The sequence below is a fragment of the Limnochorda pilosa genome, from assembly GCF_001544015.1.
Taxonomy (GTDB): domain Bacteria; phylum Bacillota; class Limnochordia; order Limnochordales; family Limnochordaceae; genus Limnochorda; species Limnochorda pilosa.
In genome coordinates this window covers 1,541,206-1,553,768 of record NZ_AP014924.1, presented here as the reverse complement: position 1 = coordinate 1,553,768, position 12,563 = coordinate 1,541,206, and the positions used below count along the sequence as shown (strand labels likewise).

Annotated in this window: 4 protein-coding genes and 1 CRISPR repeat array; of the genes, 3 read left to right on the top strand and 1 reads right to left on the bottom strand. The window is 67.4% G+C overall.

Annotation, left to right across the window (positions count from 1 at the left end; genetic code table 11):
- Positions 1-2,832 (bottom strand): CRISPR-associated helicase/endonuclease Cas3, encoded by a 2,832-nt coding sequence (locus LIP_RS06745; RefSeq protein WP_082725973.1) that lies wholly within the window; start codon positions 2,830-2,832, stop codon positions 1-3.
- Between the two features lie 384 nt (positions 2,833-3,216).
- Positions 3,217-7,698: direct repeats of the CRISPR family, unit length 29 nt; unit sequence CGGTTCACCCCCACGCGCGTGGGGATCAC.
- A gap of 466 nt (positions 7,699-8,164) precedes the next feature.
- Here LIP_RS06745 and acnA point away from each other — a divergent pair.
- From acnA to sfsA, 3 genes are all read left to right on the top strand, one after another.
- Complete coding sequence (gene acnA, locus LIP_RS06740) at positions 8,165-10,891, top strand: aconitate hydratase AcnA (RefSeq protein WP_082725972.1); 2,727 nt, start codon at positions 8,165-8,167, stop codon at positions 10,889-10,891.
- 435 nt (positions 10,892-11,326) lie between these two features.
- Positions 11,327-11,737: a Fur family transcriptional regulator gene (locus tag LIP_RS06735; RefSeq protein WP_068135979.1), complete on the top strand. Its 411-nt coding sequence runs from the start codon at positions 11,327-11,329 to the stop codon at positions 11,735-11,737.
- A gap of 80 nt (positions 11,738-11,817) precedes the next feature.
- Positions 11,818-12,546: a DNA/RNA nuclease SfsA gene (gene sfsA / locus LIP_RS06730; protein WP_068135976.1), complete on the top strand. Its 729-nt coding sequence runs from the start codon at positions 11,818-11,820 to the stop codon at positions 12,544-12,546.
- The last annotated feature ends 17 nt before the right edge of the window (positions 12,547-12,563 follow it).

Sequence of the window (12,563 nt, the reverse complement as noted above, 5' to 3'; positions counted from 1 at the left end):
CTAACTCGTCGCATCCTCGATGACCAAACCCAGGCGCGGGTCGATGTGCACGATCCAATCACCCGCTCGTCCCAGGCCGCCCTCGTCGATGAGCAGGACTCGACAGCCTCGTAAGAGGGGCGACTGTCTCCACGACGGCGGAAGCCCTTCTCGCCCGCTCATTGCGCGAACCACCCCATGATGTGAGATCCTCACGGACCACGCCAGGAGCCTTTTCACCACATCTACATCCGGGCGGTGGTTTCGGTCCAGCTCCCTATGCTCCCCTGGGATGAACCACGGCCCATTCTCTGTTCCCTGGAGGATGATCGCCGTTATGCTGGGTACCCCAATCCGCGTGAGCGCCTGCAGTGCAGCGTTCACCTCCACATGGTCGTCTTCCGGCTCGCTCAACTGGCGTTCGCCCATGAAGAGCTCCCATGCTCCGGCCGGCACCCGCACAACTCGCCTTTCGGCCTCCACCTCGTAGAGGTCTCGATGACGCAACATGACCTCCCTCGCGCGCCTGAAGCGCAGGCTAAACTCGCTTGTCAGCCCATTCGGACAATCCGACTCACTGTACACAGATTCAACAAGACCCTCCACGTCATCCGGGATGCGTAACCGATCACGATTTCGTAACGCCAGCCACGAGCAAAGGAGAACATACTCGTCGTAGACCCGCAGATCGCCTTTGGGAAACGACGGTGCCCCGTCCTGATCGGGATGCCCCTGCCAAATCCACAGCTCCGCATCGTTCGGTCCCGCGGGCCGAGGTGTGGTGGGATGGCGCCACAATCGCCCAGCCCGCTGCACCACCAAGTCCGCCGGAGCCATCTGCGTCACCATGACGTCAAAGTCGAGATCCAGGCTTTGCTCGATCACCTGGGTTGCGACCAGAACCGCTCGCCATGGCCGGCGCACGCCTTCGCTCCCGACTTTGCCAAAGCGAGAGACGACGCGCCGCTCGATCTCCTGGCGCTGGCATAGAGGGAACTGCGCGTGGAAAAGCTCGAGTTCAGGCGCACCATCGCCAGCGTCTTGGGACGTGAAGATCGGGGTCAGCGCCCTAAACACCCGTTGCGCTTCCGCCACAGTGTTGCAGATCACAGCTGCGCAGCCGCCGCCCAACAACCTTGAGTCTAGGCTCTGGCCAAGGCGCTCCAAGCCCTGCGGATCATCGCTCTCGGACACCCAGCGGAGCCGAATGAGGCGCGATGCAGTGTCGTCAACCGGGATCGACGCGCTCCGGGGCGGCCGCCCTTCCGTTACCCATGTGATCCTCGGGTACGAGGCTGATACATGGTCATGTTCTGCGGCCTCCGAGATCCCGGCTCCCCTGGCAAACGCCTGCACCAGTTCCTCACGGCGTTTCGCGGGAAGCGTGGCCGACAGCACTATCACCGACGATCCCATATGGGCCAGCCACTCCAGAAGGGAGTTTAGGAGCGTGATCATGTAGGCGTCGTAAGCATGGACCTCGTCGATGATCACGGTCTTGCCGGCAAGCCCGAAGAGGCGCACGAAGAAATGACGAATCCGTAGAACACCCAAGAGGACCTGGTCCACCGTCCCGATGCCGAAGGGTGCAAGCAACCCACGCTTCCTGGGGAGGAACCACTCTGACGCCAGAACGTTAGGCGTGGCATCCTCGTTCGTTGCCCCCTCGTCGCCCACCCCTTGCGGATTGAGTAGCGACCCGCTGCGCCCAAGCAGTGCCTCCAGCTCGGCAGAGAGGGCTGCATGCCCGTGAAGCAGCTGGGTGTTCACAGGATAGCCGGGGTACGCCTTACTGAGGTACCTCACAACCCGCCGGAACATTTGGTTACTGGTAGCCTCTGTGGGCAAGGCGAAATAGAGCCCGTGCCGCCCCTGCTGTTTAGTGAGCAGGTGTGCCGCGTAAAGCGCGGCTTCGCTCTTTCCCTGTCCCGTGGGGGCCTCAATGATGACGAGCGAAGGCGTGCCGAGGTCCACGGCGAGCTCACCGATCTGTTGCTGCAAGCTGTTGGGGCTGAATGCGAACAACTGCTGGAAAGCCGGTCGACCATTCCTGGCGGGTGGAGACGTCCACAGGAGCCGATCCATGGCAGCCTGCGCCCGCTGCTCCGCGTGCAGTCGGTAGGACGGAAGAGTTCCCTGGAGAGCGCCGTCCAGCCGCCCTTCGGTTGGGAACGAATCGAGGTCGGACGCGATCCAGTCGGCAACGCTGGCCAACCCAGCCAAACACATAAGCGTCCATGCCGGAACATCGCCCAGCGTTGCGAGCGTCGCGAGGACCGGATCGGCATCCTCTACGATGGCCAGTCTCCCGAACAACTCCTTCCGCATGCTCTTCCAGTCATCGTCCCCGACCTCGCTCACCACTTCCGACACGAGTTCCGTGTCGTGATAGGCTGGCAACGCGCCATGATGACCACCCACGGCCCGAGAGAGGTGATCCGCCACGTTACGAGAGATCCCCATCGCGCTCAGAATCTGGGGCAACTCGCTCGCAGTGACAATCCCGTGCGGGGCCGTCCCGATGGGTCGCGGGAACCGCAAACCAGCGTTTTGGAGCGCCGTCGCCCCAGACGCCCACTTCACCTGGAACGGTGGGGAGGCCTTGCCCAGGTCGTGACTGCCTGCCAGACAGGCCACTGCGGCTTCGGCGCTGTCCACGTCGACCCCCCACGCTCGAGCCCAGCGACCACGAAGGGAGGCCCCCAACGCACGACGCCATATCGCTCGAGCAACCTCTGCGGTATCAATCATGTGAAGAAGGAGGGGATGAAAGACGAGTTCCTGCTGCGGCTGGTAGGCTGTCTCCCGCTGTCCTCGAGTGGTCTTCCCCCACAACAGAAAGAGCGGATCCATGGAGTGTCCAGGCCTCCAGTCAGTCGTGAATCCACCCACCTCAGCGGTCCCATGAGGCACCGTCGCTCAAGGCTCTCCAAGAACCGAAACGAGACAGACCATGCGAATTCGCGGGTCCACCCGTCGAGTGATCCGACGACTCCCTCACACCTCCCGTACATGCATTCGCCCGCCAAGGTACGTTTCCTCTTAGTGCACCCGGCTACGTATGCCTAGATGGCTGGGCCATGTCCCGCCACCGGTAGGCGTATGGCTCACCTGCGAGCGCGTGGGAACGTACGGAGTAGTACACGAGATTCCGCCCCCAGGCCGCGTGGGAATGACTTGGGTCGCGCCTGGTGCAGCTTGCTAACAGCCGATCCGCCACGGGCAGCTCGGGTTCTCCCATTCACCCCCACGCGCGTGGGGATCACCCTGCCGCCAGCGGATGGCACGGATCCCCCGGCGGTTCACCCCCACGCGCGTGGGGATCACTGGAAACGCAACGGCCCTCCAGCTCGCAACGCCGGTTCACCCCCACGCGCGTGGGGATCACACCAACATTCCTAGCGCCTGCTGCCTGCTGACCGGTTCACCCCCACGCGCGTGGGGATCACTTCATCGCCTGTGGCCTCATCCGGGGCCTCACCGGTTCACCCCCACGCGCGTGGGGATCACGCAGCGAGTCGGATGGAACCTCTATGCGCGGTCGGTTCACCCCCACGCGCGTGGGGATCACATCGACTTCATCAAGGCGGGCTTCGCGAGCATCGGTTCACCCCCACGCGCGTGGGGATCACCACAAAGGCCGATGAGAAGTTCTCGCTGCCTTCGGTTCACCCCCACGCGCGTGGGGATCACACCGTTGGGCATGGTGGCGGGTCCCGAGTTCGCGGTTCACCCCCACGCGCGTGGGGATCACGTGATCAAGTGGGCCGGGATCATCATTCTCTACGGTTCACCCCCACGCGCGTGGGGATCACGCCCCCGCCCCCACTTTTTCTCGCGCCCCCACCGGTTCACCCCCACGCGCGTGGGGATCACCGTCGACGGCTCCAACGGCTCGCCTTCGGTGTCGGTTCACCCCCACGCGCGTGGGGATCACTTTCGCCGATTCTTCTTTCCTCTTTTTCGGTTCGGTTCACCCCCACGCGCGTGGGGATCACACTCTGTTGCGCCACCAGGCAATTTCGGCCAGCGGTTCACCCCCACGCGCGTGGGGATCACAAGTGGCGCCTGGCTCCCTGGATCATCGCCCACGGTTCACCCCCACGCGCGTGGGGATCACGAGCGGGCGCGGCTCCTCCACTGCCCGGTCTGCGGTTCACCCCCACGCGCGTGGGGATCACCAGGGTGACATCAAGCTCTGGAGTCACTGGCGCGGTTCACCCCCACGCGCGTGGGGATCACGACTCACCCGTCGCGCAGGCCACCGTGCGGCTCGGTTCACCCCCACGCGCGTGGGGATCACACCGGTCGGAGATGCCGGACGCTGACATCCCGCGGTTCACCCCCACGCGCGTGGGGATCACGATCATGCCGCAGGCCCTGGCTATGGCCGTGGCGGTTCACCCCCACGCGCGTGGGGATCACTCGTTGTAAACCTCTTCGACTTCCGCCTGCTCCGGTTCACCCCCACGCGCGTGGGGATCACATCTCAAGGGCAGCGAGGTTCCGATTGCCCCTCGGTTCACCCCCACGCGCGTGGGGATCACGCCGGGCTGCCAGATGTACTGGCCGTTGGCGTCGGTTCACCCCCACGCGCGTGGGGATCACTGCGGCAGCCGTTACTGCCGCAGCCATGCTATCGGTTCACCCCCACGCGCGTGGGGATCACACGCCAGCGGAGTTTCATGGCTGCACCTCCGACGGTTCACCCCCACGCGCGTGGGGATCACCTACCTCGCGACCAACCTGGGCGGCGCCCTCGCGGTTCACCCCCACGCGCGTGGGGATCACCCAAGCTGGCCGTTGGCGTTGAAGCCGGTCGCCGGTTCACCCCCACGCGCGTGGGGATCACTCCATGAGCTTCGGACGGAGTATCTCACCTACCGGTTCACCCCCACGCGCGTGGGGATCACGTCCTTGCCACCTCCCCCGCCTCGCCGCCGCCCGGTTCACCCCCACGCGCGTGGGGATCACCGGGACGGTCTCGGGTACCTCGTCGGGGCCATCGGTTCACCCCCACGCGCGTGGGGATCACCACCGCATGGCGTGCGCGGTGGAGGACGCCGGCGGTTCACCCCCACGCGCGTGGGGATCACGCCCGCACAGCCTTGATCGCGATGCCCGTGGTCGGTTCACCCCCACGCGCGTGGGGATCACGGCAACCGCTGAGACTCGACAGGAGGTGGTACCGGTTCACCCCCACGCGCGTGGGGATCACGTGGAGGCCATGAGACACTGGCGTCCTGTAAACGGTTCACCCCCACGCGCGTGGGGATCACCACGTGCCAGTTGGTGAGGATGTACGTCACGTCGGTTCACCCCCACGCGCGTGGGGATCACTGGGGCGGCCCCAGAGCACTCGGCCTGTACGCCGGTTCACCCCCACGCGCGTGGGGATCACTTATCCCCGGCATTGTGCGCGACATGGAGCACCGGTTCACCCCCACGCGCGTGGGGATCACGGCCCGTGCGATTGCGGCCCATCCGGCCGTGTTGGTTCACCCCCACGCGCGTGGGGATCACTCGTACATCTCCAGAACCGACGCCGACGCCTTCGGTTCACCCCCACGCGCGTGGGGATCACGAAGGCATCCACGTTCGCCCCGATGGCCGCGGGGGTTCACCCCCACGCGCGTGGGGATCACGTCCTGGAGGCCCGCCGGCCGGACCAGCCCCTCGGTTCACCCCCACGCGCGTGGGGATCACGAGCTCCCACGCGTAGGGCTTGCCGTCGGAACCGGTTCACCCCCACGCGCGTGGGGATCACTCCCAGTGATGGAGGATGATGAGTCCGAGGTCCGGTTCACCCCCACGCGCGTGGGGATCACGGTGAGCTCCGCGCCTGCGTTGCTGGACTTGCCGGTTCACCCCCACGCGCGTGGGGATCACGTACTTCCGTTCCTCGTACTGCAGGCGCTTGTCGGTTCACCCCCACGCGCGTGGGGATCACGCACACCCGACGCGGTGGGAGTTCCGGTCAGAGGGTTCACCCCCACGCGCGTGGGGATCACACCGTCCCGCCCCCGTAGTCCCCGCCCGTCGTCGGTTCACCCCCACGCGCCTGGGGATCACCAGTGCTGGGGCCGGATATTCTTGCGGCGCACCGGTTCACCCCCACGCGCGTGGGGATCACGGCTTTCGATCCGCCCGGACCGCCAGCGCGCCCGGTTCACCCCCACGCGCGTGGGGATCACGTGATGCCAGTGCCAGTGGGCGACGGAACGACCGGTTCACCCCCACGCGCGTGGGGATCACACCGCCCTGTCCCGGCCCTCCTCCAGGCGCAGCGGTTCACCCCCACGCGCGTGGGGATCACCTATTCTACTGATCGGCCGATTCTCCTGCCACCGGTTCACCCCCACGCGCGTGGGGATCACCGCGGCTTTGCAGGATGCGGTGCCCGGCGTAGCGGTTCACCCCCACGCGCGTGGGGATCCCTCACGGCGTCTCATTGTCCGCCCTCCTGTTCTCGGTTCACCCCCACGCGCGTGGGGATCACGCGGCGGCTCTCGCAATTGGCGGAGCGGGCGTCGGTTCACCCCCACGCGCGTGGGGATCACTTGACCTCGCCGATGATCCGGTCGGCCCGAGTCGGTTCACCCCCACGCGCGTGGGGATCACCTGCAGTCTCTGCGCGAGGTTGTCGCCACCTACGGTTCACCCCCACGCGCGTGGGGATCACGGAGTCATGGCCTGGAAGCGGGCGAGGGCGACCGGTTCACCCCCACGCGCGTGGGGATCACATGAGTCACTGCTGCTGCTCCGCCTCCTGTGCCGGTTCACCCCCACGCGCGTGGGGATCACCGCTGCACCGTGGCGGTGAGCTGCTCCACCTGCGGTTCACCCCCACGCGCGTGGGGATCACCCCGCGCTCCGCCTGCCCGTCCGGGGCCGGCTCGGTTCACCCCCACGCGCGTGGGGATCACTTCTCATTACCACGTCTACGTCGAGTATGCCGTGGTTCACCCCCACGCGCGTGGGGATCACTTCCTCGCTGGTCGGCAGAGCCACACGCTCGACGGTTCACCCCCACGCGCGTGGGGATCACTGCAACTCTGGCTCCGACAGGCGAGTCGCCTGCGGTTCACCCCCACGCGCGTGGGGATCACACTTCCAACGGGCTCATTCCGTACCAGTCGTTCGGTTCACCCCCACGCGCGTGGGGATCACACCTGACGGCGAACGCTATCCGGTATCTCTGCCGGTTCACCCCCACGCGCGTGGGGATCACACTGGAAGCAGATGCGCCATGGCAAGCAGGTTCGGTTCACCCCCACGCGCGTGGGGATCACTCCTTGATCTCGTGGATGTCCCCGTTGAGGGCCGGTTCACCCCCACGCGCGTGGGGATCACGCTGGTGGAGGAACGGTCTACTGAGAGGCAGCCGGTTCACCCCCACGCGCGTGGGGATCACCAGACCAGCAGTATCAACAGCGCCGGGCTCCACGGTTCACCCCCACGCGCGTGGGGATCACATGAGCGTCCAGGTGCTCCAGGACGGCATCGACGGTTCACCCCCACGCGCGTGGGGATCACACGTTCGAGACGAGCTGAGACGCGGCCTGGAACGGTTCACCCCCACGCGCGTGGGGATCACCGTTCATAGGCAATAGCGACGGCAGCAATAAGCGGTTCACCCCCACGCGCGTGGGGATCACGCCAACGGATGATCCGATCCCTGGGCCTCTGGCGGTTCACCCCCACGCGCGTGGGGATCACACTAAGCAAACGGCCTCTTCGTGGCGTGTCGATTCACGAAGCCCCCCGGAAGTGCTGAGGTGCGACACACTTGCCACACTTATGCCTATAGTCGCGGCTACTCGTCCTCCCTCGCGTTCGTATCGACTCCCCTCGGATCGAATGCCGTGTCATGCTGAACAACTCGTCAGGCCAAATCAACGACGGTGAACCAGTTGTCAAGGTGCGCATGAGTCGCTTGGGATCATTGGTACGGGGGCGCCCTCCTGGGCGGCACCGTGCAGTCTAGATTTCGTCATAGATGCCCGGCGCCTCCTCCCCATCTCCTCTGCGGCGAAGCCAGCAGCGACGAAGCTGTGGCCGTTCGTGCCCGCGCGACGCCGCCACCCCTTTCTTGTTCCCCCCACCCCGCCCCGGTATAATGGTCTCGTACCGTTTGTCACAGCATCCAATACCAGTTGCAGGGGTCTTTGTGGGAGGGACATCCATGGCTGCCCGTTCGGACGTCTTCGGGGCCCGGGGAACGTTGGAGACCGCCCGGGGTCCGGCCGTCGTCTACCGTCTCCGGCGGCTGGAGGACCAGGGCCTCGCCTCCATCGACCGCCTTCCTTTCTCGCTCCGCATCCTGCTCGAGAACCTGCTGCGCCATGTGGACGGCTACGTGGTCAGGCCTGAGGACGTGGAGGCCCTGGCCCGCTGGAAGCCGGGCGCCGAGCCCCGGGAGATCGCCTTCATGCCGGCCCGGGTGGTGTTGCAGGACTTCACCGGCGTGCCCGCCGCGGTGGACCTGGCCGCCATGCGCTCGGCCATGAAGCGCATGGGCGGCGATCCGAAGAAGATCAACCCGCTCATCCCCGTGGACCTGGTGATCGACCACTCGGTCCAGGTGGACCTCTTCGGCACCCAGTACGCGTTCCTGGGCAACGTGGAGAAGGAGTTCGAGCGGAACCGGGAGCGTTACGCCCTGCTCCGCTGGGCCCAGAAGGCCTTCGACAACTTCCGGGTGGTGCCGCCGGGCACGGGCATCGTCCACCAGGTGAACCTGGAGTACCTGGCCAGCGTGGTGCAGCTCCGGGAGCAGGGGGGCGAGGTGGCTGCCTTCCCCGATACCCTGGTGGGCACGGACTCGCACACCACCATGATCAACGGCCTGGGGGTGCTGGGCTGGGGCGTGGGCGGCATCGAGGCGGAGGCGGTCATGCTGGGGCAGCCCTACTCCATGCTCATCCCCGAGGTGGTGGGCGTCCGGCTCACGGGCCGGCTGCCCGAGGGTGCCACGGCCACCGACCTGGTGCTGCGGGTCACGGAGATGCTGCGGAAGAAGGGCGTGGTGGGCAAGTTCGTGGAGTACTTCGGGCCGGGCCTCTCCACCCTGAGCCTGCCGGACCGGGCCACCCTGGCCAACATGAGCCCCGAGTACGGCGCCACCATGGGCTTCTTCCCCGTCGATGACGAGACCCTGGCCTACCTGCGGGGCACCGGGCGCGAGGAGGAGCAGGTGCGCCTGGTGGAGCGCTACTGCAAGGAGCAGGGTCTCTTCCGCACCGACGGCTCCCCCGACCCCCAGTACTCGGACGTGCTCGAGCTTGACATGTCCACGGTGGAGCCGAGCCTGGCCGGCCCCCGCCGGCCCCAGGACCGGGTGCCCCTCGGCCAGGTGAAGACCAGCTTCCAGAAGGCCCTGGCCGAGTCGTTCGGGCGGTCTGGCAACGGCCACGCGGCGCCAGCGGGCAGCGACCCGGCAAGCGCTGCAGGCAGCGAGGCGGGCGCCGCCGCCAACGGCTCAGACAACGGCCGCCTCTCCGACGGCGCGGTGGCCATCGCCGCCATCACCAGCTGCACCAACACCTCGAACCCGTCGGTGATGGTGGGCGCCGGCATCCTGGCCCGGAAGGCGGTGGAGCGGGGCCTGCGAGTGAAGCCCTACGTGAAGACCAGCATGGCCCCGGGCTCCCGGGTGGTCACCGACTACCTGCAGGCCGCGGGCCTGCTTCCCTACCTGGAGGCGCTCCGCTTCCACGTGGTGGGCTATGGCTGCACCACCTGCATCGGCAACAGCGGCCAGCTCCCCGAAGCCTCGGCCAAGCAGGTGGAGGAAGGGAACCTGGTGGTGGCGGCGGTCCTCTCGGGCAACCGGAACTTCGAGGGCCGCATCAACCCGCTGGTGAAGGCCAACTACCTGGCCTCACCGCCCCTGGTCATCGCCTACGCCCTGGCCGGGCGCATGGACGTGGACCTGGCCACCGACCCCCTGGGCTACGACCCCAACGGCCGGCCCGTCTATCTGAAGGAGATCTGGCCCACCCAGGAGGAGATCCGGGAGACCATCGACCGGACCCTCCGCCCGGAGATCTTCCGGAACCGCTACGGCCAGGTCTTCGAGGGCGACGAGCGCTGGAAGGGCCTGCCCGTTCCCAAGGGCGACCTCTACGAGTGGGATGCGGCCTCCACCTACATCCAGGAGCCGCCCTTCTTCGTCGACATGCCCCTCGATCCTCCGGCCCCGGCCGACATCCGGTCGGCGCGGGCGCTGGCGGTGCTGGGCGACTCGATCACCACCGACCACATCTCGCCTGCGGGCGCCATCGCCAAGGACGGTCCCGCCGGTCGCTACCTCCAGGAGCGCGGCGTCGGGGTGGCGGACTTCAACACCTACGGTTCCCGGCGGGGGAACCACGAGGTGATGATGCGGGGCACCTTCGCCAACATCCGGCTGCGGAACCTGCTGGCGCCCGGAACCGAGGGCGGTTGGACCCGCCACCTGCCCGACGGCAAGGTGATGACCCTCTACGACGCGGCCGTGGCCTACCGCCAGGAGGGCGTGCCGCTGGTGGTGCTGGCCGGCAGGGAGTACGGCACCGGCTCCTCCCGCGACTGGGCGGCCAAGGGCCCGTACCTCCTGGGCGTGCAGGCGGCCATCGCCGAGAGCTTCGAGCGCATCCACCGGAGCAACCTGATCGGCATGGGGATCCTGCCGCTCCAGTTCCTTCCGGGTGAGAGCCGGGAGAGCCTGGGGCTCGACGGCACCGAGCTCTACGACATCGAGGGCATCGCCGGCGACCTTCAGCCGGGCGCCACCCTCTCGGTGCAGGCCCGGCGCGGGGACGGCTCCGAGGTCCGCTTCCAGGTGACGGCCCGCATCGACACGCCGGTGGAGCTCGAGTCGTACCGGAACGGCGGCATCCTGCAGGCGGTGCTGCGGAAACTCCTGTGAACGGCCCTCGCCGGGCGCGGCGCACACCCTCCGCGCCTGGCGAGGCGCGCCCCCTGGCGAGGCACACGGTGAGGCGTGCGGACTGGGAGGCGGTCGGGTACCTGCCCGGTCGTCTTCGCGCCCGCTGGCGCGTCCGGGCGCCCTTCGCCGCGTTGCACGGCCCGAGCCGTTCGGTCGCGCATCCGGTTGCGACCCGATGTCATTACCACTGCCACCCTAGTTCCCGTCACGTCGATGAGGGACTGGCACGTGACATGTCCCGTCGCGTGGGGGTCAGATGTACTAATGATAAAGAGAGCTATGTCCTGTCGATACTAGTAAGAAGGCGTGATTGACCGCTTGTGAAATCCGTAATAAAGTGGGGTCGGGTAATGATTCCCCTTTTCCGCGGAACCGAGCGGAGACTTGGGCCCGGACCTGAGGGAGGCATGCACGATGTCCATCCAGCAGCAGAAGCGTCCCCGCTTCCTCCGGCACACGCGCCAGCGCGAGGCGATCCTGCGGGTCCTCCGGATGACGCACGAGCACCCCACCGCCGACTGGATCTACCAGGAGGTCCGCAAGGAGATCCCGCACATCAGCCTGGGGACCGTCTACCGCAACCTGAAGATCCTCACGGAGATGGGCGAGGCCCAGGAGATGTCGTACGGCAGCTCCTACAGCCGCTACGACGGCGATCCCCGGCTTCACTACCACTTCGTGTGCGACGACTGCGGCCGCATCGAGGACCTGGAGATGCCACTGGTGGAGGGTCTCGAGGCCAAGGCCGCCGAGTGGACCGACGGCAGGATCGAGAGCCACCGGCTCGAATTCCATGGCCTGTGCCGGGAGTGCAACGGCCGCTAGGCCCGCATGAAGCCTGTTCGGGGAGAGACGTGCCGGACGCGCCCGGGTCCCGCGGGGCCCGGGCGGGTGCAGGCGGCTTGATGTTGCTCTCCTTCGCCGGGGGGCTGGAGCCGGTCCGGGTGGTGCGGCGGGTGAACCGCTTCGCCGTTCGCGTGGACAGGCACGGTGCCCCTGCCCTCGCCCACCTGCCCAACTCGGGTCGCCTCAACGAACTGCTCCGCCCGGGCACCCCCGGGCTTCTTCGCGCCTCCACCGACCCCGCCCGCCGCACCTGCGGCGACCTGGTGCTGGTGCAGGCGGCCGGCCGCGACAGGACGGGCTGGGTGAGCGTCGACGCCCGCCTGCCCGGACGCCTGGCCCTACGGATCCTGGAGCTTGGCCTGCTGGCCAGGGCCCCCCGCCTTTCGGAGCTCCGGCAGGAGGTCTGCTTCAGGCAAAGCCGGCTGGACCTGGCCGGCACCGAGTCGGGAACGGGCCGTCCCTTCTGGGGCGAGGCCAAGTCCGTCACCCTGGTGCAGGAGGGCGTCGCGCTCTTCCCCGACGCTCCCACCGACCGGGGCCGCCGCCACCTGGAGGAGCTGATCGAAGCCCGCCGGATCGGCGCCCTGGCCATGGTCCTCTTCGTTATCCTGAGAGACGACGCCCGCGCCTTCGCGCCCTACGCCGCCAACGATCCGGCCTTCGCCCGAACGCTGCGGCGGGCGCACGAGGCTGGCGTCCAGGTGCGGGCCGCCGCCTGCTCTGTCTCGCCCGAGGGCGTTCGGTGGCTTAGGGAGCTTCCCGCCCGAGTCGCTGGGGCCAAGGGATAGGTCTTCAGGACCTTCCC

What these genes read in the sequence shown, in the direction of transcription:
- LIP_RS06745 (WP_082725973.1), bottom strand. Translation starts at nt 2,832, where the DNA reads ATGGATCCGCTCTTTCTGTTGTGGGGGAAGACCACTCGAGGACAGCGG.
- acnA (WP_082725972.1), top strand. Translation starts at nt 8,165, where the DNA reads ATGGCTGCCCGTTCGGACGTCTTCGGGGCCCGGGGAACGTTGGAGACC.
- LIP_RS06735 (WP_068135979.1), top strand. Translation starts at nt 11,327, where the DNA reads ATGTCCATCCAGCAGCAGAAGCGTCCCCGCTTCCTCCGGCACACGCGC.
- sfsA (WP_068135976.1), top strand. Translation starts at nt 11,818, where the DNA reads ATGTTGCTCTCCTTCGCCGGGGGGCTGGAGCCGGTCCGGGTGGTGCGG.